Below are 25,838 nucleotides of genomic sequence, written 5' to 3'. Positions count from 1 at the left end.
CCGGGCGCTGTGCGCCCGGGTTAGGTACTACAGGTGCTATCAGGTAATGATGTGTTGCTGGTTTACAAGCTCGTCGTAGGTGGTCTGCACGTTATCAAGCGTAACGAGTGCAGTATTAGTGTAGGTGCTCCCTGTACCGTCACGGTCGATGGAGATCACAGTGTTGCTACCGCTTTGTGTGACATGGATATAATTCCCCAACGAAGCGGTATTCCCGTCCCAGCCCACCAGCAGGTCGCCAATGTCGATCTTGTCTCCCTGCGCCAGCGAGAAGCCGTTCCAGTGATCGCCAGCGGTACTGCTGACGTTACCCGCCGTGGCGTTGCCCACCGTGCTGTTCAGCACCTGATAGATCAGCGTATCGCCGTAGGCCGTACCGCTAATCACATCGTTATGCTCCGAACTGATAAATTTCGGCGCCATGTTGATGGTTAGCGACGCGGTATCGGTGTTGCCGCTGGCATCGGTCAGGGTGTAGTTGAAGGTCTCCTTCGACGTCATGGTTGAGAGCGATACCCCGCTGTTGAGGGTATAGGTGTAATGCCCGTCCGCGGCAATTGCCAGGGGGCCGTAATGGCCCGTTATGTTGACGGTGGCGCTGCCAGTGTACGGATCCAGCGTGGTGGTGACGCCGTTGAAATCGGTAATGCTGACGCGCGTATCCACCGAGTGCAGCTGATCCAGCACGCCGCCAGAGTCGGTACCGTCAAAGATATTGCCGTTGACGGTGTGGGTGCCCGTGGCGTCGAAATCACTCAGCGAGTAGGTGGTGCCGTTGACGCTTGGGGTGATGGTGATGTTCCCGACGCTCAGCCCCGGTACGCTGCCGGTGTAGCTCAGCGTATAGGTCCCGGCGTTCAGATCCAGCCCGGTCAGCGGGACGTCAATATTGCCGCCCAGCAGCGAGCCACCGCTAAAGGAGCCGGTACGAATCACGCCCGTGCTGTCGCTGATTGACCAGTTCACCGTCAGCCCGCCCAGCGCCAGCAGCGAGGCCACGTTGAAGTGCAGCGAGGCGTTATGCAGCGCGGTGTTCGGATCCACCACGAAGGTCCCGCTGCCGGAGCCCTGAGTTGATGAGAACAGCGCCGTTGTCCAGCTGGCACTGCCGACGGTGGTATCGGAGTAGACCGATGTGTGATGCACTGACGTCACATCCATCACGGCGCTGACATCGTTCACCGCATTCATCGCCTGCGCGGTTGGGGTGATGTTAAGCGATGCGGTGTCTTTCGTGCCGTCTGGCGCGGTAATGGTGTAGACGAAGGTATCCGGCGTGCTGATATGGTCCACGCCGACGCCGCTCCTCAGAATATAGGTATACTGGCCGGATGAATTAATGGTCAGCGTGCCGTATTCCCCCTGAATATCGGTTGTGCCACTGCTGTTGACCGTCACGCCGTTGACCTCGCTGACTACCGTACCCGCAGGAACCGGGTCATTCGCCAGCACGTCGCCCGTGGTCGTCTCGCTGATGCTCGCCACGCTGTAGACATGATCCTGCAGGACGCTCAGCGTGTAGGCGGTCAGGGCGGTGATCCCGGACGCGGTATTCAGCAGGAACAGGTACTCCCCGGCAGGCAGCTGCAGCGTCAGCTGCGGTGATGTGCCGCCCAGCAACGGGGCGCGGAGCCAGCCCGACTCGACGCGTACCTGCTCGAAGGTCTGGGTCGCGTTGTTGAACTTATAGACGTACAGATCAAACACCGACGCCAGCGCCACGCCGCCCACGGAGGCCTGGATGGTCATGGTGCGGGTGGTACCTTCCTCAACGTTGTAGATAATCGGGTTGGTCATATCGTCCAGCAGGTTAAGCCCCAGCGTGTTGCCGAGATTAATGCCCACCAGGGTGAAGCCGCCCTGAGACGAGGTACCGTTATTAATTTCACTCACGGTGGTGTCAAAGGTCAGCGAGGCCGTGTCGTCTACCGCCACAATACCGTTGACCGTACCGGCACCCAGCGACAGCACCAGGTTCGCCGACGCGCTGGCACCGTTATAGGTGATGGTGTAGGTGAAGCTCTCCGTCCGGCCAATGACTGCCGCGCTGGTGTCGGTCAGGTTGTAGGTGTAGCTGCCGTCGCGGTTAATGGTCAGCGTGCCGTACTGGCCCTGAATCACCGTGCCGTCAGCCGTGATGTTGGTGGTGCCCTGCGCGTTGGTGACGGCCGTGACCGTCGCGCCTGCCGGGGCGTTATCGCTGCCCGCGGTTGGGTCGACGTCGGTGATCACGTTACCGTCCAGGCTGGTGTCACCCGTGACGGTGCCCGGGCCGGTCTCTTTCACCGCCACATCGAGGCTGGTGTAGGAGCCGGTCGCCAGCAGGTTGGTGTTATAGCTGAGCACGCGATAGTCGCCGTCCGCCAGCCCGGTCAGGTTCAGCGATACGCCGGTTGCGCCGAGGGTCAGCAGGTCAGCAAACTGCGGCTGGCCGGTATCCACCACGGTGGTCCAGGCGCCGTTGACGTAATGCTGAACCACCAGTTCAAGGGTGTTGAGCAGAGAGAGCACCGCGCCCGTGGCGTTGGCGTTCACCACGATATCGGCACTGCCGCCGCTGCCCACCGTGAAGTTGACCTGAGCGGTGTCATTCCCCAGCAGCGTCAGGACGTTACCCACGGCGCCGACCAGCAGGAAGCCGTAGTCGCTGTACTGGCTGTTGGTGACGGTGGCCGTGGTGCTGAGATCCAGCTCTTCAACGTTATTGCTGGCGGAGAGCGGCACCACCGGTGCGAGGGCCGAGCCGGGCTGCGAGGTATTGCCCGCCGCGTCGGTGGCGGTGATTTGCAGCGTCTGGCCTTCGGTCTGTTTGTTAATGAAGGTGTAGCTGTACGTGCCGTTGCTGCCCGCAGTGGTGGTCACCGTCGAGCCGTCCGCGAGACGGATGGTGACGGTGCTGCCTGCTTCGGCATTGCCGGTTAATACGCTACCGTCGGCGTTAAAGGTTCCGGTTGGGGCCGTTGGCGCGGTCAGATCGACGATAATCGTCGTCACGGCCGATGCCGGGCTGGTGTTGCCTGCGGCATCGGTGGCCGTGGCGGTGAAGTTATGGGTGCCTTGCGTCAGCGTGGTGGTTTCTGGCAGCGTCCAGTTGCCGCTGGCGTCGGCGGTGACGGTGCCCACCAGCGTGATGCCATCGTAGATCCGTACCGTTGCATTCGCTTCGGCGGTCCCGCTCAGCGCCGGACGCGTGTCGTTGGTCGGGTTGGTGCCGGTAACCGGGCCGATGACGCTGCCGACATCATCAACCACCGCGCTGATGACCGGCGCGGCTGGGGCAAGGGTATCAACGTTAATCGTATATCCGGCGGTTGGCGCGCTGGCGTTGCCTGCGGCATCGGTGGCGGTAAACGTCAACGTGTGCGGACCGTTGCTCAGTGCCGGAGATGGCGTATAGCTCCACGCCCCGCCGGTGGCGGTCACGCTGCCAATCTGCACGCCGTTATCGAAGATTTTCACCGTAGAACCCGCTTCCGCCGTACCGCTGAGGGTTGGCTGCGCGTCGTTGGTTATTCCTCCGTTCGCGACTGGCGTCGCCGCATTGCCAACGTCATCCAGAATGCTGGTGAGCACCGGCAGCGCAGGCGGCGCGGTGTCAATCGTCAGACTAAAGCTTGCGGACGATACGCTGGTGTTGCCTGCGGCATCGGTGGCCTGCGCGGTGAAGCTGTGCGCGCCCGACGTCAGCGTGGTGTTGAGCAGGATGTTCCAGCTGCCGCTGCCGTCAGCGGTGCCCGTCCCGACCAGCGTGGTGCCTTCATAGATGTTGACGGTGGCAAACGGTTCGCTGGTCCCGACCAGCCGCGGAACGGTGTCGTCGGTCGTCTGCCCGGACGTGATTGGCCCGGTAATGGTCCCCACATCATCAATCGCCTGGCTGATAACCGGCGCGGTGGGTGCCGTGGTATCGACAATCAGCGTGAAGTCTGGCGAGGCGGGGCTGATGTTCCCTGCAGCATCGGTGACCGTGGCGGTCCAGGTGTGGCTGCCGGCGGCCAGCGGCGCTGACGGCGTAAAGCTCCATGCGCCGGTACCGTCTGCCAGCACGGTGCCGACGGGTTGCCCGTTTTCATAGATCGTGACCGTGGCGTTGGCCGTCGCGGTGCCGTTCAGCGTTGGCGTGGTGTCGTCGGTGCTCTGCCCGGAAGTGAGCGGAGCCTGAACGCTGCCCGCGTTGTCTGCCGCAGTCGAAATGACCGGCGCAGACGGTACGCCCGTATCTACCGTCAGGTTAAACGGTGCTGTTGTGCTACCCGCATTGCCCGCCGCGTCGGTGGCGTTGAAGGTGATGACATGTGGCCCTTCGTCAAGATCGGCACCCGGCGTGAAGGTCCAACCGCCCTGGGCATTGACCACGGCGGTGCCAATTTCGTTGCCATCAACAATCACGTGCACTGTTGAGCCCACGTCGCCCGTGCCGTTGAAGGTTGGGCGCGCGTCGTTGGTGATACTGCCCGACGTGAGCGTACCGGTAGTCGGTGCGACATCGTCAATCACAGTGGTCACCACCGGCACGCCAGGGGCTGCGGTATCGACGGTGAAGACGAAGACCGACGAGTTAGCCGAGGCATTGCCCGCAGCATCCGTTGCGTACGCGCGCAGGGAGTAGCTGCCGTCGTCCAGCGGCGTGGTCGGCGTAAAGGACCAGCTCCCGGTTCCGTCGACGATCGCTGTACCCAACTGCGTACCGTTATTCATGATGTAGATGGTGCTGCCCGGCTGCCCGGTGCCGCTAATCGTCGGGGTGTTGTCGTTGGTCGCCTGCCCGCTGGTGAGGTTGCCCGTGACGCCGCCAGGGACGTTGTCGTTCACCGTATCCAGCGTTGGAACCGTTGGTGCCGTGAGGTCAACCACCATGCTCCACGGGGCTGAGACTTCGCTGACGTTGCCCTGCGGGTCGGTCGCCCGGACGGTGAAGCTGTGCGAGCCTTCGACGAGTGCCGTATCAGGAGTAAACGTCCACGCGCCGGTGCTATCAGCCGTTACTACGGCAATCTGGGTGCCGCCGTCGAAAATGGTCACCACGCTGTCTGCGTCCGCGGTCCCTGTAAGCGTTGGCGTGGCGTCGTTCGTTTCGCTGCCACTGACTATCGGGGTGGCTGCATTTCCCACATTATCCGTTACGCTGGTGATGACCGGCGTGGTGGAAACAGAATCCACCACGAGGGTGAAGTCCGCCGAAGGACCGCTCTGATTTCCCGCCGAATCGGTCTCGCGGATGGTCAGAACGTTATTGCCTTCTGGCAGGGCAGGCGTGGTGTAGCTCCAGGTGCCGGTATCGCTGACCGGCACGCTTCCCAGCAGCACGCCGTTGTTGTAGATGGAGATGGTGTCACCCACCGCGCCGGTGCCGGTGAGGGTCGGCTGGTTGTCGTTAGTGGTCTGGCCGCTGGTCAGCGGACCGGTGACAGGACCCACGTCGTCAATGACCGAGCCAATGGTTGGCGTGTCCGGCGCGGTAAGATCGACGGTCACGCTGGCCGCCGGAGAGCGGCCGCTGGTGGCACCGTTGAGGGTTGCGGTTACCTCGAAGGTGTGCAGCCCCTCGCCAAGCGCGTCTGGCGTATAGCTCCAGTTGCCGCTGCCGTCGGCGGTCACCGTTGTCAATGGCGTCGTACTACCGTCCTGATAGATAGTAATCACGCTGCCCGCTTCGGCCGTACCGGTAAGCGTTGGCGTGGTGTCGTTGGTGGTTTTGCCTTTCACATCGCCGGTGACCGGGGCGACGTCATCGACGATGGCCGTAATGACGGGCACGTCCGGGATGTTCGGCAGCGTACCGGTGACGGTATAGGATGCTTCAGGGCTGAGATTCCCTGCGGCATCCGTAGCGGTGATGGTCAGCGCCGCGCCGTCCTGCTGAGCCGGGCTGAGCGCCACGGAGAAGTTGCCGCCAGAGACCACCCCGGTACCGATCACGTTACCGCTGGCGTCTGTAACGATAATGGTGGCGCCCTCTTCGCCAGTACCGGTCAGCGGCGTCCCCTCTGCGGCCACGCTGATATTGTCCGGCGTTGTCGGAAGCACGGTATCCACCGTGACGGCAAGCGGCGCAGAGCTTCCTGAAGCGTTACCCGCCGGGTCGACCGACGAGACGGTGATATCGTGTGGACCTTCCGGCAGTGTGGTGTCTGCGGTCCAACTCCAGGTACCATCCGGCTGGACGATGACCTGGACTGTGGATGGCGTACCGTCCACGCTGACAATCACGGTGGAGCCCGGCTCACCGGTGCCGTTGAGGGTTGGCGTACCGTCGCGGGTATAGAGCGTTCCGTTGGTGAGCTGGCTGTTTTCAACGCTGTTAATCAGCGGGATCTCAGGTGCAGTGGTATCGACGGTGACGGTAAATACCGGACTGAGATCACTGACGTTACCCGCAGCGTCGACTGCCGCAACGGTGATGTTCAGCGGGCCATCCGTCTGCGTGGGCAGGGTGAAAGACCACTCGCCGTTAGCCACAACCACGCGTCCAAGCTCGACGCCATTATTGTAAACGATTACCGTTTCACCCGTCACACCGGCTCCGCCGACGGTTGGCGTGGTATCGGTAGTAACACCGCCATTCGGCTCACCGGCGACGGCGCCAATCACCGGAGTATCCGGTGCGATGGTATCGACGGTGATGGTGATCCCTGTAGAAGGGTCAGAGACGTTGCCCGCTTCGTCAGTGGCGGTGGCGGTATAAACGTGGCTGCCCTCGCCGATATTACTGTCAGGACGCCAGCTCCAGTTGCCGCTGCTGTCTACCGTGACGGTGCCCACGACGGTCGGTGTGCCGTTAACGGTATCAGTGATGTTAATAACGTCATTCGCCGTGCCGGTACCGCTCAGGACCGGACGTGGATCGTTGGTGGTTCCGCCATCAGGGACAGGGCCGGTTATCTGGCTGACGCTGTCGGTAATCACCGGTGCTGCTGGTGCGACGGGTGCATCGGTATCAATGGTGATAGTGACCGGCTGTGATGGGGCGCTTTCGTTGCCCGTGCCGTCCATGTTGGTCACGGTCAGGGTAATGTCATAGGTGCCGTTAGGCAGCGGGGTAGTGGGCGTCCAGGTCCAGTTGCCGGTGCCGTCCACGAGTACATCATCAAGTTTGACGCCGCCGTTGTAGATCGTCACGGTATCGCCCGGATTGCCGGTACCGCTCAGGGTCGGCGTGGTGTCGCGGGTGGTTTCTCCCGGGTTCAGCGGCGTTGCTGTGCCGTCAGGGTTGACGGTGATTGCCGGAATATCCGGCGTGGCAGGCGCGACGGTATCCACCGTCAGTTCGAACGGCGTTGAGATGGTGGTATTGCCCGCGGCATCCGTGGCATGCACCGTCAGCGTATGCGGGCCGTCGGTGAGCGGAATAATGGGGGTAAAGCTCCAGCCGCCGCTGCCGTCGAGGGTCGCGGTGCCGAGCAGGGTGGTACCGTCATAGACGGTAATCACCGCATCTTCCGGCGCGGTGCCGCTCAGGGTCGGCGTGGTGTCGTCGGTGGTGTCGCCGCTGGTAAGCGGCCCGTTAACGCCGCCGACATCATCGGTCACGGTGGCGATGGTGGCTGCCGCTGGCGGCGTGGTATCGACGGTCAGGGTGAAGCCGCCTGACGGCTGGCTGGTATTACCCGCCCCATCGGTGGTGACGGCGGTAAAGGTATAGGTGCCGTTAACAAGCGGTGTGGTTGGTGTATAGGTCCACGTGCCGCTGCTGTCGATCACAATCGTTGTGAGATCGACGCCGTCCTGGCGGATGATGATGGTTGAGCCCGGCTCCGCGGTGCCGCTGAGCGTTGGCGTGGTGTCATTGGTGCTGTCGCCAGAGTTGAGCGCGCCGAGGCGCTCTGGCACGTCATCCACCACCTGGGTAATGACCGGAGCTACCGGGGCCACGCTGTCAATGGTGATGCCCCAGCTGTTAGAGACGTCGCTGGTGTTGCCTGCCGCGTCAGTTGCGACGGCGGTCAGGGTATGTGGACCCTCGGCGATCGGGGTGTCTGGGGTAAAGATCCATACGCCGAGGCCATTGGCGACGGTGGTACCAATGTCAACCCCGTCCACGCGAATGGTGACCGTGGCGTTGGCCGCGGCGGTACCGCTGAGCGTCGGGGTTGAATCGTTGGTGGTCTCATTGATGTCGAGCGACCCGGTGCGTCCGGGCACGTCGTCAATGACCTGCGTAATCACCGGTGCGGCTGGCGCAGTACCGTCAACGATAATTGTCCACGCGTTTGACTGGCCACTCGGGTTACCGGCTGCATCCGTCGCCGTTGCCGTCAGCACGTAGGTGCCATCAACCAGCGGTGAGGGCGGCGTAAAGCTCCACAGACCGGAGGAGGGAACCTCCACCGTGCCGATAACGTCGCTGCCGTTGGAGATCGTGATGGTCGAGCCGGGTTCGCCCGTGCCGTTCAGGGTCGGTGCCCGGTCGTTGGTCAGCCCATTCTGGCCCACGGGACCGACCGTCGCCTGAACATCATCAATCACCGACACGATAACCGGGGCCTGCGGTGGGGTGACATCCGGCGCCGCCGCGGAGGTTGCCGGCCCCGTATTGCCCGCAACGTCGGTGGCGTCTGCGGTCAGAATTTCACCGTTGAGCTTAGGCGGGGTCAGCGTCAGGCTAAAGTTACCTTCGCTGTCAGCCACTGGAGTACCAAGGATAGCGTCGCCTTCACGGATGGTTACCGTGCTGCCAGGCTCGGCGGTGCCGGTGATAGTGCCGCCATCATTCGAAACGACGAGGTCGCCGGGGGCCAGCGGCGGCGTGGTATCCACGGTGAAGATGATAGGTTCTGATGCCGTACTCTGGTTTCCGGCAGCATCGGTTTCAACGACGGTTATCGAGTGCGTCCCGTCCGGGAGTGGGCCGTCTGGCGTGACGCTCCAGGTGCCGTTCGGCAGCACCGTTGTGGTTCCAACCGCGACGCCGTTATCGTAAATAGTGATTGTGCCACCGGGCTCGCCCGTTCCCGCCAGGATCGGCTGTGACGCATCGGTAGGGGTGCCTGCAGTAATGGTCCCTCTGATAACGCCCGTGTCGTCGGTCAGCACAATCGCGGTCGGCGTTGTCGGCGGGGTAAGATCCACGGTGAGGGTAAATACCGGAGAGGCCGGTCCGATGTTGCCGGCGGCGTCAGTTGCCTGCACGGTAATCTGGTGGGTGCTTTCACTCAGATCAACTGACGGGGTAAATGTCCAGGTGCCGTTGCTGGCGACAACCGCCGTGCCAATTGCGACTCCGCCGTCATAGATGGTTACTGTGGAGCCCGCCTCCGCGGTGCCGCTGAGCTGCGGGCGTGGATCGTTGGTGCTGCCGCCGTTTGTGACCGACCCCGTTTGAGGATCAACATCGTCCGTCACGCTACCGATCGTCGGGGCATCGGGCGCGGTGAGATCCGGCGCAGTAATCGTGGTACCCTGGCTGGTATTCCCGGCCGCATCCGTCGCGGTAGCGGTTACCTGTTCGCCGTTGGTCAGTGGAGTGCCGAGAGACACGGTAAAGTTGCCGTCACTGCCGGTTTTCCCCGTGCCGATGACGTTACCGTTCGCGTCTTTCAGGGTGATGGTACTGCCGGGCTCGGCGGTACCGGTGACGCTTTTACCGTCTCCCGAGAACTGAAGGCTGGTTGGCGCATTTGGCGGTGTCGTATCCGGGTTGGATGGATCGACTGGCGTGTTGGGGTTAGGGTTAGGATTGTTGTTATTCCCATCATCGTCATCCCCACCGCCGCCGCCACCGGAGCTTGCCGCCGCCGCGATGCCGCCAGCCGCGACAATGCCGCCCAGCGCCCACGGCCAGATGGCTGCGCCACCGGCATCACTACCGGAGGCTGCAAGCAGCACATCCGTAGAGGCGATAGATTCGTAGGTGGCGGCCCCGGCAGGATCTTCAATCCACCATAGCGCGCCGTCACTTTCCTGCAATACCAGCTGGCTAACGCCCTGCGCGTCCGTGACGTAGAAATTCTTAAGGGTGATCACTTCCCCTGAGTGCAGCGTCACCACCAGATCGTTACCACTTCGTGCGAAGTGGGAGACATCAGCACGCTCTACTTGAAGCTCAACGATAGAGGAATGGCTCAGCGTAACCTGCGTGCCTTCCGTAGTCGTTTCCACGCCAGTGAGTTTTGAAATAACAGAGATTTGGCTCATTTAGGTATTACTCCAGCAGAGTTATCGTGAACGACGAGCAAGACGAGCCATCTCTGGAGAAGGTAAAGGGCGCCCCCGGCGGAGTGACTGTTCATTACACAGTACTCACCGTCTTTTTTAGAGCGAACGATGCCCGCCAGAATTCAGAGTGGCAACATCAGAGCGAATCTAATTACTTATGAGACAGAATGTTTTTTATGCGTATTTTGTGCCTTATAAAACCCTGTAATTAATAGAGGATTTGGTTTTGAGGATATAAAAATGATATAGCCAGAAAACTCTGAATGTGCAAATTAAGCTTCCGTAAATAAAGGAGTAAACAGTGAAGGGGACATTAATTTATTGATGTGAATTATAAGATTATTTTCATATTCTGTTGTTTTTGAAGTGCTTTTTATTTCCTGGTTACATTTTTTGTTTGTGGTTTATGCGTGCTGTAATAATTGGTAGGGCAATTCTTTGACGCAATTAAACGCATCGTTGTTTAAGGTTGCTAAATGTGTGTTTAAGTTAGGGTAACATTTTTGATGTAAGATATATTATATTAAAAGGGATTTAAAATATATTCTTATGCTTAGTCAAAACTCTGCTACTGCGAGTGGGGAATAATAAAGTGCGAGCAGGCATATAATAACCTGCTTTATTTTCAATACGGTTCATGCATTCGCCTGATGCAGGGGATAAAAAAATGATCTGCAGGATGAATAAAAACAGGGGCACCGGACGTTTACTGACGTCATTCCCTCTTAACGGGGAGTCCTGTATGAATATCCTCTCTCTACACCGCCCTACAGCGATGAAGCCATCGTGGAATGAATCGACGGCGAGATGTACCGCGCCGACGCGCAGCAATTTGAAGAACAATTGAGAAACGACGAAGACCTTTCCGGCCGCACCACCTCTGGGATCTTTTCGGCTTTAATGCGGGGGGTAATAAAAAAGGCCGCGTATGCGGCCTTTCAAAGGGATTACTCAGTGACTTTCTTTTCCAGCTCGCTGGCACCTTCTTTGGTTTTGTTCCAGCCTTTCTCAGCGCCTTCTTTGGTGGCATCCCACCCTTTCTCGGTGCCTTCTTTGGTTTTATGCCAGGCCTTCTGGGAATCTTCACTGACCTTGCTGCCAAAGGTTTCGCTCTTACCTTCCGCAGCATGCTGCTGTTTCAGCTTCAGCTCTTCACCTTTGTTCTGCTCTTCGTGCAGTTTTTGCTTCGCTTCGTTGGCGTTTGCGTTCGCCGTAGCGACGGTATCGTCAGTTGCATGTGTGGTCGCAGCAAATACTGGGGAAGCCAGCAGAACGGCAGATAATGCGATAATTGTTTTTTTCATAATATCCTCATTTAACGTTATCGGTTATGAGCGTGATTCAGCATGGCACAGGCGAAGCGGGATGGCTTTAGGAAAAAACTGTAATGAGATCAACGTCCCGTGGTGAGGGGATATTTCGTATAAGGATTATCCAAAGGATAAATAGCCTATCTCAGCGAGGGCGGCGAGGGTCAGGAGAATAAAGATAATGACGACGATAGGTCTGTGCATGTTGCGGTTCCTTCCGGGTTAGGGCGGCTAATCCTTAGCGCTGGGTGGTGTGAGTAATTTTGCACAGGAGTAGGGGGAGGGTGTTGATGTTTGTCAAAGGGATGGGGAAACGGTAGGAATGAAACACAAAAAAGCCCGCAGGGCTTGCGCCGTGCGGGCTTTCAGGACTTCATCAGTCGACTCTGGTGATCGCCGATGGAGAATTTTGGTGGAGCTGGCGGGAGTTGAACCCGCGTCCGAAATTTCTACATCCTCGGTACTACATGCTTAGTTTGTCTTTACATTCGCACGCCAGCTGCGGACAGACACGCCACTAACGAACTAGCCTGATTAGTTTTAACGCTTCAACCCCAGGCAGGGCTTCCACGCGATCTCTTTTGGGTTTGACCTCTCTTTGATCCCCGTCTTAAGAGCGGAAGCTAGGGAGAGAGGGCTCAGAGCAGGTTATTAAGCTGCTAAAGCGTAGTTTTCGTCGTTTGCGACTATTTTTTTGCGGCTTTTAACGAGGCAAACCGCCCCTCGGCATGCACCTTGGGTTTCGCAAATCCCGTCGAATCCAGAATCAGCCCCAATAGTGTTGAACTAAGTATACCAGATTTCACTTCCTGGATACCAGCCCGGAACGCTAACTTATTGAATAGTACAATAAGTGCGCAGAATCACCGTCCTGCGTTTTTCATAATGCGCGCTTTGTCGAGCTGCCACTCGCGCTCTTTCAGGTCAGTACGCTTGTCGTGCTGTTTTTTACCCTTCGCGACGCCAACTTTCACTTTGCACCAGGCATTTTTCCAGTACAGCGACAGGGCGACCACGGTGAAACCTTCACGGTTAATGCGTCCGTAGAGGGATTCCAGCTCGCGCTTGTTAAGGAGTAGTTTGCGGGTGCGCGTTGGGTCACAGACGTAGTGCGACGAGGCGACGGTCAGCGGCGTAAAGTTCGCGCCGAACAGGAAGGCTTCGCCGTCTTTCAGGATCACGTAGCTGTCGCCGATGTTGGCTTTCCCGGCGCGCAGCGATTTTACTTCCCAGCCCTGCAGCGCAAGGCCAGCTTCGAATTCTTCTTCAATAAAATACTCGTGGCGAGCACGCTTGTTGAGCGCAATGGTCGCCGAGCCTGGTTTATGTGCTTTTTTCTTCGTCATAAGTGTCGTAAAGCCGTCGGTAATCTGATTTCAAAAAGTCACCTCATTGCGTCCTGTGAGGTCTAACGCGCTATCTTAGCACGAGATGAGGCTTAGCGTTTTTTTAACAGGTGATAAATGTTATTATTTGTCCGTTGTGTGACCATGGAAAATGCTATGCCTCAGATTAGCCGTACTGCGCTTGTTCCATACAGCGCGGAACAAATGTATCAGTTAGTGAACGACGTTCAGTCTTATCCAGAGTTTATTCCGGGATGCACCGGGAGCCGCGTTCTGGAGTCTGGCCCGACGCAGATGACCGCGGCGGTGGATGTCTCCAAAGCGGGGATCAGCAAGACGTTCACCACCCGCAATACGCTGACCAACAATCAGAGTATTTTGATGCATCTGGTGGATGGTCCTTTTAAGTCACTGATGGGTGGCTGGAAATTTACACCCCTGAGTGCAGACGCCTGCCGCATTGAGTTCCACCTGGACTTTGAATTTACCAATAAGCTGATTGAGCTGGCGTTTGGCCGCATCTTTAAAGAGCTGGCGTCGAATATGGTTCAGGCGTTCACGACTCGCGCCAAAGAGGTTTACAGTGTCGCATAAGATCGCTGTGGAAGTGGTATACGCGTTGCCGGAGAAGCAGTATCTGCAGCGCGTGACGCTGGAAGAGGGAGCGACCGTAGAAGCGGCTATCCGCGCGTCCGGCATCCTTGAGCTTCGCAGCGATATCGACCTGGCGAAAAATAAGGTCGGGATTTACAGCCGTCCGGTGAAGCTGGGCGACGTGCTGAAAGAGGGCGACCGGGTGGAGATTTATCGTCCGCTGATTGCTGACCCGAAAGAGCTGCGTCGTCAACGTGCGGAGAAATCGGCTAAGTAGCGCTTTCTTCCCCTTGTCCTGACCCTCTCTCCAAAGGGGCGAGGGGAGCAACACAAAACAAAAAAGGTGCTCAATGAGCACCTTTTTGCATTTCTTACGCCTGATTATTTCGTCAGGGCTGGTTTGTTGTCGATGTTGGTCAACACACCGGCGCTGCTGAAGGTCAGAGTCAGGGTCTGCTGGGTCACGTCTTCGTGGCCTGGCTGCTGACGGAATACATAGAACCAGGTGTTAGTGCCGAACGGATCGGACATCATCGGGGTTCCCAGTGCATAAGCGACCTGCTGTTGTGTCATCCCCACGCGGATTTTGGACACATCGTTAGGGGTAAGGTAGTTCCCCTGGTTGATGTCAGGACGGTAAACCACTTTCTCCAGAGTGGAACAGCCTGCGGTCAACATCAGAAGAACCGCTGCAGCAGCGGTCAGCATTTTACAACGCATAGTGATTTGATTCCTTTTCGGGCCCGAGCAGAACGCGGCTCATATGTAATATGCCGATGATAATAGACCTTGCCCCACTTTGAAACCGGTCTGGCGGCGTTTTTGTTGTTCTGTATGACCCTGAGATCCCGAAAAAGTTTATGCCGCCAGCAGTTCTTTCGCGTTCGCGAGCGTATTACGCGTGACTTCACTGCCGCCGAGCAGGCGTGCCAGCTCCTGCAGACGCGCGCGTTTATCCAGCGGCCTCATGTGCGTTTCGGTCATTTCGCCATCGGTTTCTTTGCTAACGATAAAGTGATGATGTCCACAGCCCGCGACCTGAGGCAGGTGGGTCACGCACATAACCTGCGTGGATTCGCCTAACTGACGCAGCAGTTTGCCGACAACCGCCGCCGTTGGGCCGCTGATCCCGACATCCACTTCATCGAATATCAGCGCCGGAGTTTCCATTTTACGCGCGGTGATCACCTGAATCGCCAACGCAATACGCGACAGTTCACCGCCGGAGGCCACTTTTGAAATCGCCTGCAGCGGCTGCCCCGGGTTGGTGGTGACGCGGAATTCGATGCGATCCGCACCTTCCGCCGTCAGGTGGTTCTCTTCAAAGCGAACATCAATGGTGAACACGCCGTGCGGCATCGCCAGCGTGTGCATGCTGTCGGTAATTTGCTGGCTTAACTCCTGAGCATAGTGCTGACGAATTTCATGCAGCTTTTGCGCTGTCGCCAGCGCCTGTTCATGGTGCAGGTTCACCGCCAGAGAGAGGGTCTCCTGCGAGTCAGCCTGATCGTCGAGCTGCTGCTGCTCGTCCAGCAGAGACTGATAGTAGCCCGGCAGCTCTTCCGGCGTAACGTGGTGCTTGCGCGCCAGCGAGATCTGGCGGGAAATGCGCTGTTCCAGCTCAAACAGACGGTTCGGGTCGAGATCCAGCCGCTCACAGTAGTGGCGCAACTCGTCGCCTGCTTCCGAAATCTGAATGGCGGCATCTTCCAGCATGTCCAGCACGCCAGAGAGTTTGCTGTCGATGCCGGACAGTTCGGTGACCAGTTGACGGACATTGTACAGCTGGCTCTGCAGGTTAACGTCTTCGCCATCTGCCAGCATGTTGAGGGCATTCTGGCTGGTTGAGAGCAGGTGACCGCTGTTCGCCAGGCGCTTGTACTCTTCGTCAATTTGTTCAAACTCACCCGCCTGTGGGTTGAATTCGTTCAGCTCTTTAAGCTGGTACGCCAGTAGCTCTGCACGCGCGGCGCGCTCCTGGCTTTGCTGCTGGTGTTGCGCGAGCTCGCGGCAGCTCTGATGCCACTGGCGATAGTGCTCTGCCATAAGCTGAGTAAGCGCGTACTCACCCGCATAGCCATCAAGCAGCGCTTTCTGCTGTTCGGGTTTAACGAGTTGCTGATGCGCGTGCTGACCGTGAATTTGGATAAGCAGCTGGCCGAGTTCGCGGAGCTGGGAGAGCGGGACCGCCGTGCCGTTGATAAACCCACGCGAGCGTCCGTCGCTGCTGATCACGCGGCGAAGTAAACACTCACGTCCATCTTCGAGCTGATTCTGTTCCAGCCAGCGCTGGGCCGCAGGGGTGTCTTTCAGGGAGAAACGCGCGCACAGGTCAGCACGGTTTGCGCCCATGCGCACCATGTCTCCTTCTGCACGGCCGCCAAGGCACAAGCCGAGGGCATCAATGGCAATGGATTTACCCGCACCGGTTTCCCCGGTGATCGCCGTCATGCCGCTGTGGAAATCGATCTCAAGCTCACGAACAATGGCAAAGTTGCTGATGGTCAGTTGTGCCAGCATAATTGTTTTCCTGTATGAAAAACCATAACTGTGTTTTCATACAGTATAAACTGGTTTTATATACAGTAAAGTCCTGGATGCAAAATCAGAACAATTTTTTTGACCAGCCAAGCTTCGAGCTTAATGTGTTGAAATAGCTGTAATCTTTCGGGTGAATAAGATTCAGGTGGTAATCACACCGACGAATGAGGACATCTTCACCTTCCTGAATCGGCAGCGCGATCTGGCTGTCGCAGCTGATTTCCAGGTCGTTACGGCGGTGCGAGAAGCGCAGACGGATCGTGCTGTCGCCGTTGATCACCAGCGGGCGGGCGGAAAGCGTGTGCGGGAACATCGGCACTAGCGTAATGGCATCCAGTGATGGCGTCAGGATCGGGCCGCCCGCAGAGAGCGAGTAGGCGGTTGAACCGGTGGGAGTAGAGATAATCAGCCCGTCGGAACGCTGAGAGAAGGCAAAGATTTCGTCGATATAAACTTCGAACTCAATCATATGCGCCACTTTTCCGGGGTGCAGCACCACCTCGTTAATCGCGGTGCTGATGCGCTTCTGACAGTCCTGCTGGCACACCTGCGCTTCCAGTAAAAAGCGTTTTTCGCTGATATAGTGGCCTTCAAGTACGTCGGCCAGCTGTTGCTGTGCGTTGTCCGGGGCGAGGTCGGTTAAAAAGCCGAGATTGCCACGGTTGATGCCGATGACCTTAATGTCATAACGCGCCAGCGTGCGCGCCGCGCCGAGCATGTTGCCGTCGCCGCCCACCACCACGGCGAGATCGGCCTGCTGGCCAATTTCCGCCAGCGTGCCGGTTTTGACGCTCTTCAGCTGCAGCTCCTGCGCAATCTGCTGCTCGACCATCACTTCATAGCCTTTGCTACACAACCAGCGATACAACATTTCATGTGTCGTCAATGCGGTAGGGTGACGCGGATGCCCGACGATCCCAATACACCTGAAATGATTATTCATTTTCTGGAGGTCCTTGTGCCTGATGAATGATGACAATCTCTCTTGTTCCCTTGAATCCAGGAAACTGATCCCCATAATAAGCGAAGTTAGCGAGATGAATGCAGAAAAACGCGGAGAAATTCATGAGTAGTAAAGAACAGAAAACGCCTGAGGGGCAAGCCCCTGAAGAAATTATCACGGAACAGCACGATGAAGTTGAGGCTGTAGAGCCAGACGCATCTGCTGAGCAGGTGGACCCGCGCGATGAAAAAATTGCGAATCTGGAAGCCCAACTGGTAGAAGCACAGAATCGCGAACGCGACAGTGTTCTGCGCATCAAGGCGGAAATGGAAAACCTGCGTCGTCGTACCGAGCAGGACGTTGAGAAGGCGCATAAGTTTGCGCTGGAGAAATTCGTCAACGAACTGCTGCCAGTCATCGATAGCCTCGATCGCGCGCTGGAAGTCGCTGACAAAGCGAATCCGGACAACGCGGCGATGATCGAAGGTATTGAACTGACGCTGAAATCCATGCTCGACGTGGTGCGTAAGTTTGGCGTGGAAGTGATTGCTGATACCGACGTCCCGCTGGATCCAAACGTTCACCAGGCCATTGCGATGGTGGAATCTGAAGAGATTGAAGCCGGTAAAGTGCTGGGCGTGATGCAGAAAGGTTACACCCTGAACGGCCGTACCATTCGCGCTGCAATGGTGACCGTGGCGAAAGCGAAAGCGTAATTTGCCGTCCCGTAGTGCCGGGCGGCGGCTTCGCCTTGCCCGGCCTACAACTTTATTCCGCGATACTTTCGCGCAGTGGTTTCACGGGCAGGACTTTAACCTGCTTAATCATATTGTCCTGCACGTCCAGGATATCAATATCGTACTGCTCAATGCGCACCCGCGTGCCCGCCGCCGGGATCTCTTCCAGCGCTTCCAGAATCATCCCGTTAATCGTACGAGCCTCATCTTCCGGCAAATGCCAGTTAAACGCTTTGTTGAGTTCGCGAATGTTCGCGCTACCGTCAATCAGCACCGAGCCGTCGTTTTGCGGGGTGACCTCTTCCGCGAGAGAAGGAGACATTGAGGTAGTGAAGTCCCCGACAATCTCTTCCAGAATATCTTCGACCGTCACCAGCCCCTGAATATCGCCGTACTCGTTGACCACCAGGCCGACTTTCTTCTTGTTGCGCTGGAATTTTACCAGCTGCGTGCTGAGCGGGGTGCCTTCCGGCACGTAGTAAATCTCGTCGGCGGCGCGCAGCATCACCTCTTTAGTGAACTCTTTTTTCTCGGTCATCAGGCGGTATGCTTCGCGCACGCGCAGCATGCTGATGGCGTCATCCAGCGAGTCGCGGTACAGCACAATGCGCCCGTGCGGGGAGTGCGTCAGCTGGCGGACGATGGCTTTCCAGTCGTCATTGATGTCGATACCCACGATTTCGTTACGCGGCACCATGATGTCGTTCACGCTCACCTTTTCCAGATCCAGCACCGACAGGAGCATGTCCTGATTGCGCCGGGAGATCTGCGAGCGGGATTCGTTCACGATGGTGCGCAGCTCTTCTTTGCTGAGCGCGCTGCTGATGGTGACGTCAGCTTTGATCCCCACCATTCGCATTAAAACGCGCGTGACCATGTTCAGCAGCCAGACCAGCGGCATCATCAGGATCTGCAGGGGGGCCAGCAGGAAGCTGCTCGGGTAGGCCACCTTCTCAGGGTAAAGCGCGGCGATGGTTTTCGGCAGCACTTCGGCAAACACCAGCACCACAAACGTCAGCACGCCGGTGGCAATTGCGACCCCGGCGTTGCCGTACAGGCGCATTCCGACGATGGTGCCGAGGGCAGAGGCCAGAATGTTGACAAGGTTGTTGCCGATGAGCACCAGGCTTATCAGGCGATCCGGCTTGCGGAGCAGTTTTTCAACACGACGAGCGGCACGGTTACCCTGTTTAGCACGATGACGTAACCGGTAGCGGTTTAAGGTCATCATGCCGGTTTCCGAGCCGGAGAAATAGGCGGAGATGACCACCATGACGATCAGGATAACGATCAGCGTGGTGGTAGAGATGTGTTCCAGGGGGAACTCCTTTTGTTACTTAGCCAGCAAATTGCTGTATGAAGCGGCTGCCAAAATAGGCAAGGGTGAGAATACCCGCACCCGCGACGTTGAACCAGACCACGCGGCGACCGCGCCAGCCTTCATGATAATGGCCCCATAACAGGACAATATAGACAAACCACGCGATGATGGAGAGCACGGCTTTATCGATATTCTCCACGCTGAACAGGTTCTTCATGTAAAACAGGCCCGTGCAGAGCGTGAGCGTCAGCAGTACCACGCCCACCTGAGTGATGTGGAACATCTTACGCTCAATGACCATCAGCGGCGGCATTTCATGGTTAAACGCCAGTTTTTTATTCTTCAGCTGGTAATCAATCCAGGCGAGCTGCATGGCGTAAAGCGCGGCGATGATCAGCGTCGCGTAGGCAAACAGCGACAGGCCGATATGCACCAGCATCCCCGGGGTTGCCTCCAGATGCGTAATGAACTCATTAGGCATAAAGGTGGCGAGGGCCAGATTGATCAGCGCGAAGGTATAGACAATCGGCAGCAGCAGCCAGCCGCGATTTTTAGACGCGACGATGGTCATCACCGTACAGATCATCAGGCTGACCAGTGAGCCAACGTTGAGTACGCTCAGATTCTGCACGCTGCCGTCGCCGGGAATGATGCGTGATTCCAGCGCAAACGCGTGGCTTATCAGTGCGATAACCGCCGAAAGAATAGCCATGCGTCGCCAGCCGCTGTTTTTTTGCAGCAGTCCAGGAACGATCAGCGCAAGGCTGACAGAGTAGGCAACAAGGGCGATCAGTGCGAAAACAGGCATATAGGCATCGACAGTTGTCTTAATAAGAAAGAGAAGCAGTATAACGTTACGTGACGCCTGCTCCAACCGTTGCATAACAACAAAGGCGCCTTCATGTTATACTCCGGCAAAATTCTGTGTATGTGTCGCTCGATGCGACCCAACGTTTCTACTCAGGCGAGAGACAATGTTTGATAATTTAACCGATCGTTTGTCGCGCACGCTGCGCAACATCAGCGGCCGCGGACGCCTTACTGAAGAGAACATCAAGGAAACGCTGCGCGAAGTGCGCATGGCGCTGCTGGAAGCAGACGTGGCGTTGCCGGTTGTTCGTGATTTTATCAACCGCGTTAAAGAGAAGGCAGTTGGTCATGAAGTTAACAAGAGCCTGACGCCGGGTCAGGAGTTCGTCAAAATCGTCCGTAACGAACTGGTTTCGGCGATGGGTGAAGAGAACCAGGTGCTTAACCTGGCAGCTCAGCCACCGGCCGTGGTGCTGATGGCGGGTCTGCAGGGTGCGGGTAAAACGACCAGCGTCGGTAAGCTGGGTAAATTCCTGCGTGAAAAGCACAAGAAAAAAGTGCTGGTGGTTTCTGCGGACGTCTATCGCCCGGCGGCAATCAAACAGCTGGAAACGCTGGCCGAGCAGGTCGGCGTGGATTTCTTCCCGTCCGACGTGGCGCAGAAGCCTGTCGACATCGTTAATGCGGCGCTGAAAGAGGCGAAGCTGAAATTCTACGACGTGCTGCTGGTGGATACCGCCGGTCGTCTGCACGTTGACGAAGCGATGATGGATGAGATCAAGCAGGTGCATGCCTCTATCAACCCGGTAGAGACCCTGTTTGTTGTTGACGCCATGACTGGTCAGGATGCGGCGAATACCGCAAAAGCGTTTAACGAAGCGCTGCCGTTAACCGGCGTGGTGCTGACCAAAGTGGACGGCGACGCCCGCGGCGGTGCGGCGCTCTCCATTCGTCACATCACCGGTAAGCCGATTAAATTCCTCGGCGTGGGCGAGAAAACCGAAGCGCTGGAGCCATTCCACCCGGATCGTATTGCCTCCCGTATCCTCGGCATGGGCGACGTGCTGTCGCTGATCGAAGATATTGAGAGCAAGGTTGACCGCGCGCAGGCCGAGAAGCTGGCCAGCAAGCTGAAAAAAGGCGACGGTTTCGATCTCACCGACTTCCTTGAGCAACTGCGTCAGATGAAAAACATGGGCGGCATGGCCAGCCTGATGGGCAAACTGCCGGGCATGGGCCAGATCCCTGACAACGTGAAAGCGCAGATGGATGATAAGGTGCTGGTGCGTATGGAGGCGATCATCAACTCGATGACGCTGAAAGAGCGCGCTAACCCGGACATCATCAAAGGCTCCCGTAAACGCCGTATCGCAGCCGGTTGCGGTATGCAGGTGCAGGACGTTAACCGCCTTCTGAAACAGTTCGACGACATGCAGCGCATGATGAAGAAAATGAAGAAAGGCGGTATGGCGAAGATGATGCGCGGCATGAAAGGCATGATGCCCCCAGGTTTTCCAGGACGTTAATCGCTTTTGAGATTGCTTTTTGCCCGAAAATGAGTAAAATTTTCGGGCTTTTAATATGACACCCGGGCTCCGTTCCTCGATGGGGCCCGGTTGTTTTATTCACACAAGAGGATGTTATGGTAACTATTCGTTTAGCACGTCACGGCGCTAAAAAGCGTCCGTTCTACCAGGTTGTTGTGACTGACAGCCGTAATGCACGCAACGGTCGCTTCATCGAGCGCGTTGGTTTCTTCAACCCACTGGCCTCTGGCGCAGAAGAAGAAACTCGTCTGGATCTGGATCGTATCGCTCACTGGGTTGGCCAGGGCGCTACTGTTTCCGATCGCGTTGCTACGCTGATCAAAGCAGCAAACAAAGCAGCTTAATCTGTCACGGTGGTCATGATGAGCAATAAAGCACCTGTTGAACCGATCGTATTGGGAAAAATGGGTTCTTGCTACGGTATCCGTGGTTGGCTCAGAGTGTTTTCCTCCACTGAAGACGCTGATAGCATTTTTGATTACCAGCCCTGGTTTATCCAGAAAGCCGGTAAGTGGGAAGAGGTCGAGCTGGAAAGCTGGCGTCACCACAATCAGGACATCATCATCAAGCTGAAAGGCGTTGACGATCGTGATGCCGCGAATGCGCTGACTAATTGTGAAATTGTCGTGGATTCGTCGCAGTTGCCGCAGCTGGAAGAGGGCGACTACTACTGGAAAGACCTTATGGGTTGCCAGGTGGTCACCACTGAAGGCTACAGCCTGGGGAAAGTCATCGATATGATGGAAACCGGGTCAAATGACGTTCTCGTCATTAAGGCAAACCTGAAAGATGCATTTGGCATCAAGGAGCGGTTGGTTCCGTTCCTCGATGGACAGGTTATCAAGAAAGTCGATCTCACTACTCAAACGATTGAAGTAGATTGGGATCCTGGTTTTTAAATTCTCCGGATAAACGGTAAAAGACGGCGCTATGTGGATTGGCATAATTAGCCTGTTTCCTGAAATGTTCCGCGCGATTACCGATTACGGGGTAACTGGCCGGGCAGTAAAGAATGGCCTGCTGAACATCCAGAGCTGGAGTCCTCGTGACTTTACTCATGACCGACACCGTACCGTGGACGATCGTCCTTACGGCGGCGGACCGGGGATGTTAATGATGGTGCAACCCTTACGGGACGCCATTCACACAGCAAAAGCCGCGGCAGGTGAAGGCGCAAAGGTGATTTATCTGTCACCTCAGGGACGCAAGCTTGATCAAGCGGGCGTGAGCGAACTGGCGACGAATCAAAAGCTGATTCTGGTCTGTGGGCGCTATGAAGGGATAGATGAGCGCGTAATCCAAACCGAGATTGACGAAGAATGGTCTATCGGCGATTACGTTCTCAGCGGTGGTGAGTTACCAGCGATGACGCTGATTGACTCCGTCGCCCGGTTCATTCCGGGTGTTCTGGGCCATGAAGCTTCGGCAACGGAAGATTCCTTTGCCGATGGATTGCTGGACTGTCCACACTATACTCGTCCTGAAGTGTTAGAAGGGATGGAAGTACCGGCAGTGTTACTGTCTGGAAACCATGCCGAGATACGTCGCTGGCGTTTGAAGCAGTCGCTGGGCCGAACCTGGCTTAGAAGACCTGAACTTCTGGAAAACCTGGCTCTGACTGAAGAGCAAGCAAAGTTGCTGGCCGAGTTCAAAACCGAACACGCGCACCAGCAGCATGAACATGATGGGAAGGCGTAATACGCTCCCGAATATCAGTTTACCCAGGATAAGAGATTAAATTATGAGCAACATTATTAAGCAACTTGAACAAGAGCAGATGAAGCAGGACGTACCTTCCTTCCGTCCAGGTGACACCGTGGAAGTGAAAGTATGGGTTGTTGAAGGTTCCAAAAAACGTCTGCAGGCATTCGAGGGCGTGGTTATCGCTATTCGTAACCGCGGTCTGCACTCTGCATTCACTGTTCGTAAAATTTCCAACGGCGAAGGCGTTGAGCGTGTCTTCCAGACTCACTCTCCGGTAGTTGACAGCATTGCTGTTAAACGTCGTGGTGCTGTACGTAAAGCTAAACTGTACTACCTGCGTGAGCGTACTGGTAAGTCTGCTCGTATTAAAGAGCGTCTGAACTAAGATTCGCTTAAGCGACATCCTGTTAGAAAGGGCTGGCCGAAAGGCTGGCCCTTTTTTTTACCCCATCGCAACTCTTGCGTTAACCCTTTCGTCATAAATCATTTACAATGCTTGCCTCTTGAGTGGAGGAGAAGTGGATAACGTACTGCATCAGCCTAAACGGAAACGTACAGCGGCATTGACCGCGCTGTTTGCGATCCTGCTGATCGTGGTGGCGCCGCTTATCACCGTCTCGCTGCAGAAAGATCCCATGAGCGCGATGCCGGGCATGCATCATGACATGAGCATGATGTCGATGGATGTGCATCATAGCGATATGCAGCATTCCATGCCTGTCGATCATGCGGAAGCGTGCGGCTACTGCGTCCTGTTAGCGCATGTCCCTGGCGTGATGCTGGCGTTGATCGTTCTGCTCAGCGCGGTGCTGCAGAGGCTTCGCATTAAGCCGCCGCGCCAGGTGGTCAGCCACTGGCACTTTTTCCCCTGGCTTTACCCTGATACCCGCGCGCCGCCGCGGCAGTCTGCTTTTTCCCTTTAAAAACGAAATCGATAACTTTTTGCCTTAAAAAGGAAAAGTATGACTACCTGCACTCCGCGCGCGGCATGGGGAAACCTGCTGCGTCGCCTCCATTTCTACGTTGGGCTGTTTGTTGGCCCGTTTATCTTCTTTGCCGCGCTGACCGGTACGCTGTACGTGGCGACTCCACAGCTGGAGAATGCGCTCTACCGGCACGCGCTCCACACGGATTCCCTGGGTGAGCCGAAGCCGCTGGCAGAACAAATTGCCGTGGCAGAGAAAGCCGTTGGTTCAGATGTGCGCTTATACGCCGTTCGCCCGGGGCTGGCTGAAGGGGAAACCACCCGCGTGATGTTTGCTGACCCAACGCTGGGGCCATCGGAAAACCGGGCGATCTTTATTGATCCGGTGAATCTTTCGGTGCTGGGGGATATGACGGTATACGGCACCAGCGGGATTTTACCGCTGCGTCAGACCATTGATTACCTGCATACCTCTCTGATGCTGGGCGATATCGGGCGGCTCTATAGCGAACTGGCCGCTTCCTGGATGTGGGTTGCCGCACTGGGCGGTATTGCCCTGTGGTTTTATACCCGACCCAAACGGCGGATCAACAATCGCTTCCAGAACCGTCGTCGGGTGCATGTGACGCTCGGCTGGATATTACTGGGAGGCATGCTGCTGTTTTCCGCAACCGGCCTGACCTGGTCTCAATGGGCTGGGGGGAACGTAGATAAGCTGCGCGCTGAGATGAACTGGCTCACCCCGCAGGTGAATACGACACTTTCCGGCGTGCCGGAGATCGTGGATGAGCACGCCGAACACCGAGGCCATCACGGCGGGATGGTGATGCCGGAAATGGCGATGGATCTGACGCAGTTTGATGGCGTGTTAAGCGTGGCGCGTCACGCGGGAATCAATGCCAACCGGCTGGAGATCCGCCCGGCGAAAACAATGGATCGCGCCTGGACAGTCACGGAAATCGATCGCCGCTGGCCGACTCAGGTGGATGCCGTTGCGGTCGATCCCGTTACGATGCAGGTGCTGGACAGCACCCGATTCGAGGATTTCCCGCTCATGGCAAAGCTGACCCGCTGGGGGGTGGATTTCCATATGGGGATCTTATTCGGGCTGGTGAATCAGCTGCTGCTCATTGCGTTCGGTCTTGCCCTGTGTGTGCTTATCATCTGGGGATACCGGATGTGGTGGATGCGTCGTCCGGCGCAGTCTGCAGTGAACCCGGTGCAGACGCTTTGTCAGAGCTGGCTGGCGCTGTCAGGGTGGGGAAGAGCCGTTACGGTGATAATCAGCGTACTGCTGGGGCTGGCTTTGCCTGTCATGGGGGTGAGCCTGGCGCTGTTTGTTCTGGTGGACTGGCTGCGCTGGCGAGCGGCAACCAGGGTGGCGCTCGCCGAATCATCCGCTAAATAACCCTATGGCGTGCTGATAACCACTGCGACGCGGCGGTTTTCAGCGCGCCCTTGCGCAGTACTGTTGCTGGCAATCGGGTATTTTTGGCCTAATCCCCGTGTGGTGAGATTGCTGCGCGGGATATTCGCGCCTTTCGCCCAGGCGTCGGCCACGGCATTGGCGCGTTTTAACGACAGCGCTTCGTTGTAGCTTGCTTCACCGTAATTATCCGTGTGACCGTCCATTTGTGCGTGGTTCAGGCCGGTTTGTGCCAGGCGAGAAGCCATGGACTGGATCTGCTTTTCACTTTCCGGGCGCAGTCTGGCGTCATTCTTATCAAAGAGGATGGTGTCCGACATACCAAGCGACCAGTCGCCGTTCAGTTCGTTAAAACCGTATGACTTCATCGCCGCGATTTGCTCAGGAGTAAATTTGCCTTGAGGCGGCGACTGACAGCCTGCCAGAACCATTGAGGCCAGGACTAACGGCGCGAAGTATCGTTTCAACATAGAATTTCC

General features: G+C 57.0%; 19 protein-coding genes and 1 other RNA gene. 10 read left to right on the top strand and 10 right to left on the bottom strand.

Annotation, left to right across the window (positions count from 1 at the left end; translation table 11 throughout):
• Nucleotides 1-39: 39 nt before the first annotated feature.
• The 4 genes from MX657_RS17340 to smpB form a co-directional block, all read right to left on the bottom strand.
• On the bottom strand, nucleotides 40-10,134 hold the full coding sequence (locus tag MX657_RS17340) for a BapA/Bap/LapF family large adhesin (protein WP_346806237.1): 10,095 nt from the start codon (nucleotides 10,132-10,134) through the stop codon (nucleotides 40-42).
• 968 nt (nucleotides 10,135-11,102) lie between these two features.
• Nucleotides 11,103-11,459: a hypothetical protein gene (locus tag MX657_RS17335; RefSeq protein WP_346806236.1), complete on the bottom strand. Its 357-nt coding sequence runs from the start codon at nucleotides 11,457-11,459 to the stop codon at nucleotides 11,103-11,105.
• Between the two features lie 416 nt (nucleotides 11,460-11,875).
• Nucleotides 11,876-12,239: a transfer-messenger RNA gene (gene ssrA, locus MX657_RS17330) on the bottom strand.
• An 89-nt stretch (nucleotides 12,240-12,328) separates the two neighbouring features.
• The gene (smpB, locus tag MX657_RS17325; protein WP_008502505.1) at nucleotides 12,329-12,811 is read right to left on the bottom strand and encodes an SsrA-binding protein SmpB; all 483 of its coding nucleotides are present in this window, start codon (nucleotides 12,809-12,811) and stop codon (nucleotides 12,329-12,331) included.
• A gap of 156 nt (nucleotides 12,812-12,967) precedes the next feature.
• Here smpB and MX657_RS17320 point away from each other — a divergent pair, with 156 nt between their 5' ends.
• Both MX657_RS17320 and MX657_RS17315 read left to right on the top strand, forming a co-directional pair.
• Nucleotides 12,968-13,405 (top strand): type II toxin-antitoxin system RatA family toxin, encoded by a 438-nt coding sequence (locus MX657_RS17320; protein WP_205626239.1) that lies wholly within the window; start codon nucleotides 12,968-12,970, stop codon nucleotides 13,403-13,405.
• Nucleotides 13,395-13,682: an RnfH family protein gene (locus tag MX657_RS17315; protein WP_023333124.1), complete on the top strand. Its 288-nt coding sequence runs from the start codon at nucleotides 13,395-13,397 to the stop codon at nucleotides 13,680-13,682. Before MX657_RS17320 ends, MX657_RS17315 begins: the two co-directional genes overlap by 11 nt.
• A gap of 104 nt (nucleotides 13,683-13,786) precedes the next feature.
• Here MX657_RS17315 and bamE read toward each other — a convergent pair whose 3' ends face one another.
• The 3 genes from bamE to nadK all read right to left on the bottom strand — a co-directional run bounded on the left by bamE (nucleotide 13,787) and on the right by nadK (nucleotide 16,889).
• The gene (gene bamE / locus MX657_RS17310; RefSeq protein WP_014884883.1) at nucleotides 13,787-14,125 is read right to left on the bottom strand and encodes an outer membrane protein assembly factor BamE; all 339 of its coding nucleotides are present in this window, start codon (nucleotides 14,123-14,125) and stop codon (nucleotides 13,787-13,789) included.
• A gap of 138 nt (nucleotides 14,126-14,263) precedes the next feature.
• Complete coding sequence (gene recN / locus MX657_RS17305) at nucleotides 14,264-15,925, bottom strand: DNA repair protein RecN (RefSeq protein ID WP_346806235.1); 1,662 nt, start codon at nucleotides 15,923-15,925, stop codon at nucleotides 14,264-14,266.
• An 85-nt stretch (nucleotides 15,926-16,010) separates the two neighbouring features.
• Nucleotides 16,011-16,889: an NAD(+) kinase gene (nadK, locus tag MX657_RS17300; RefSeq protein WP_346806234.1), complete on the bottom strand. Its 879-nt coding sequence runs from the start codon at nucleotides 16,887-16,889 to the stop codon at nucleotides 16,011-16,013.
• Nucleotides 16,890-17,011: 122 nt separating this feature from the next.
• On the opposite strand from nadK, the gene grpE reads away from it, so the two are divergent.
• A complete protein-coding gene (grpE, locus tag MX657_RS17295; RefSeq protein WP_008502499.1) occupies nucleotides 17,012-17,605 on the top strand; it encodes a nucleotide exchange factor GrpE in 594 nt (197 codons plus the stop codon).
• Nucleotides 17,606-17,657: 52 nt separating this feature from the next.
• Here the strand turns inward: grpE and MX657_RS17290 are convergent, their stop codons facing one another.
• Together MX657_RS17290 and MX657_RS17285 are read right to left on the bottom strand one after the other, a co-directional pair.
• A complete protein-coding gene (locus MX657_RS17290) occupies nucleotides 17,658-18,944 on the bottom strand; it encodes an HlyC/CorC family transporter (protein ID WP_025759264.1) in 1,287 nt (428 codons plus the stop codon).
• 19 nt (nucleotides 18,945-18,963) lie between these two features.
• On the bottom strand, nucleotides 18,964-19,755 hold the full coding sequence (locus MX657_RS17285) for a cytochrome C assembly family protein (protein WP_014884879.1): 792 nt from the start codon (nucleotides 19,753-19,755) through the stop codon (nucleotides 18,964-18,966).
• A 166-nt stretch (nucleotides 19,756-19,921) separates the two neighbouring features.
• On the opposite strand from MX657_RS17285, the gene ffh reads away from it, so the two are divergent.
• The 7 genes from ffh (at nucleotide 19,922) to MX657_RS17250 (ending at nucleotide 25,341) form a co-directional block, all read left to right on the top strand.
• On the top strand, nucleotides 19,922-21,283 hold the full coding sequence (gene ffh, locus MX657_RS17280) for a signal recognition particle protein (protein ID WP_014884878.1): 1,362 nt from the start codon (nucleotides 19,922-19,924) through the stop codon (nucleotides 21,281-21,283).
• Nucleotides 21,284-21,399: 116 nt separating this feature from the next.
• Nucleotides 21,400-21,648, top strand: a complete 249-nt coding sequence (gene rpsP, locus MX657_RS17275) for a 30S ribosomal protein S16 (protein ID WP_022649067.1) — start codon at nucleotides 21,400-21,402, stop codon at nucleotides 21,646-21,648.
• A gap of 15 nt (nucleotides 21,649-21,663) precedes the next feature.
• A complete protein-coding gene (gene rimM / locus MX657_RS17270) occupies nucleotides 21,664-22,203 on the top strand; it encodes a ribosome maturation factor RimM (protein WP_080330249.1) in 540 nt (179 codons plus the stop codon).
• Between the two features lie 31 nt (nucleotides 22,204-22,234).
• Nucleotides 22,235-23,002: a tRNA (guanosine(37)-N1)-methyltransferase TrmD gene (gene trmD, locus MX657_RS17265; protein WP_080330250.1), complete on the top strand. Its 768-nt coding sequence runs from the start codon at nucleotides 22,235-22,237 to the stop codon at nucleotides 23,000-23,002.
• 43 nt (nucleotides 23,003-23,045) lie between these two features.
• Nucleotides 23,046-23,393 (top strand): 50S ribosomal protein L19, encoded by a 348-nt coding sequence (gene rplS / locus MX657_RS17260; RefSeq protein WP_002914145.1) that lies wholly within the window; start codon nucleotides 23,046-23,048, stop codon nucleotides 23,391-23,393.
• Between the two features lie 133 nt (nucleotides 23,394-23,526).
• Nucleotides 23,527-23,931: a DUF2946 domain-containing protein gene (locus tag MX657_RS17255; RefSeq protein WP_346806233.1), complete on the top strand. Its 405-nt coding sequence runs from the start codon at nucleotides 23,527-23,529 to the stop codon at nucleotides 23,929-23,931.
• A gap of 39 nt (nucleotides 23,932-23,970) precedes the next feature.
• The gene (locus MX657_RS17250; protein ID WP_346806232.1) at nucleotides 23,971-25,341 is read left to right on the top strand and encodes a PepSY-associated TM helix domain-containing protein; all 1,371 of its coding nucleotides are present in this window, start codon (nucleotides 23,971-23,973) and stop codon (nucleotides 25,339-25,341) included.
• 2 nt (nucleotides 25,342-25,343) lie between these two features.
• Here the strand turns inward: MX657_RS17250 and MX657_RS17245 are convergent, their stop codons facing one another.
• Nucleotides 25,344-25,829 carry an OmpA family protein gene (locus MX657_RS17245; RefSeq protein ID WP_252002417.1) on the bottom strand — a complete coding sequence of 162 codons (486 nt, stop codon included), beginning with the start codon at nucleotides 25,827-25,829 and terminating at the stop codon, nucleotides 25,344-25,346.
• Nucleotides 25,830-25,838: the final 9 nt, after the last annotated feature.

Source organism: Enterobacter chuandaensis, from assembly GCF_039718975.1.
In the GTDB taxonomy this organism is placed as follows: Bacteria; Pseudomonadota; Gammaproteobacteria; order Enterobacterales; family Enterobacteriaceae; genus Enterobacter; species Enterobacter chuandaensis.
Note: the sequence above shows the minus strand (reverse complement) of the source record. Positions and strands in the feature narration are given on the sequence as shown.

Coding starts and splice junctions, on each gene's coding strand:
- MX657_RS17340 (WP_346806237.1), bottom strand. CDS start 10,134: ATGAGCCAAATCTCTGTTATTTCAAAACTCACTGGCGTGGAAACGACT.
- MX657_RS17335 (WP_346806236.1), bottom strand. CDS start 11,459: ATGAAAAAAACAATTATCGCATTATCTGCCGTTCTGCTGGCTTCCCCA.
- smpB (WP_008502505.1), bottom strand. CDS start 12,811: ATGACGAAGAAAAAAGCACATAAACCAGGCTCGGCGACCATTGCGCTC.
- MX657_RS17320 (WP_205626239.1), top strand. CDS start 12,968: ATGCCTCAGATTAGCCGTACTGCGCTTGTTCCATACAGCGCGGAACAA.
- bamE (WP_014884883.1), bottom strand. CDS start 14,125: ATGCGTTGTAAAATGCTGACCGCTGCTGCAGCGGTTCTTCTGATGTTG.
- recN (WP_346806235.1), bottom strand. CDS start 15,925: ATGCTGGCACAACTGACCATCAGCAACTTTGCCATTGTTCGTGAGCTT.
- nadK (WP_346806234.1), bottom strand. CDS start 16,889: ATGAATAATCATTTCAGGTGTATTGGGATCGTCGGGCATCCGCGTCAC.
- grpE (WP_008502499.1), top strand. CDS start 17,012: ATGAGTAGTAAAGAACAGAAAACGCCTGAGGGGCAAGCCCCTGAAGAA.
- MX657_RS17285 (WP_014884879.1), bottom strand. CDS start 19,755: ATGCCTGTTTTCGCACTGATCGCCCTTGTTGCCTACTCTGTCAGCCTT.
- ffh (WP_014884878.1), top strand. CDS start 19,922: ATGTTTGATAATTTAACCGATCGTTTGTCGCGCACGCTGCGCAACATC.
- rpsP (WP_022649067.1), top strand. CDS start 21,400: ATGGTAACTATTCGTTTAGCACGTCACGGCGCTAAAAAGCGTCCGTTC.
- rimM (WP_080330249.1), top strand. CDS start 21,664: ATGATGAGCAATAAAGCACCTGTTGAACCGATCGTATTGGGAAAAATG.
- trmD (WP_080330250.1), top strand. CDS start 22,235: ATGTGGATTGGCATAATTAGCCTGTTTCCTGAAATGTTCCGCGCGATT.
- rplS (WP_002914145.1), top strand. CDS start 23,046: ATGAGCAACATTATTAAGCAACTTGAACAAGAGCAGATGAAGCAGGAC.
- MX657_RS17250 (WP_346806232.1), top strand. CDS start 23,971: ATGACTACCTGCACTCCGCGCGCGGCATGGGGAAACCTGCTGCGTCGC.
- MX657_RS17245 (WP_252002417.1), bottom strand. CDS start 25,829: ATGTTGAAACGATACTTCGCGCCGTTAGTCCTGGCCTCAATGGTTCTG.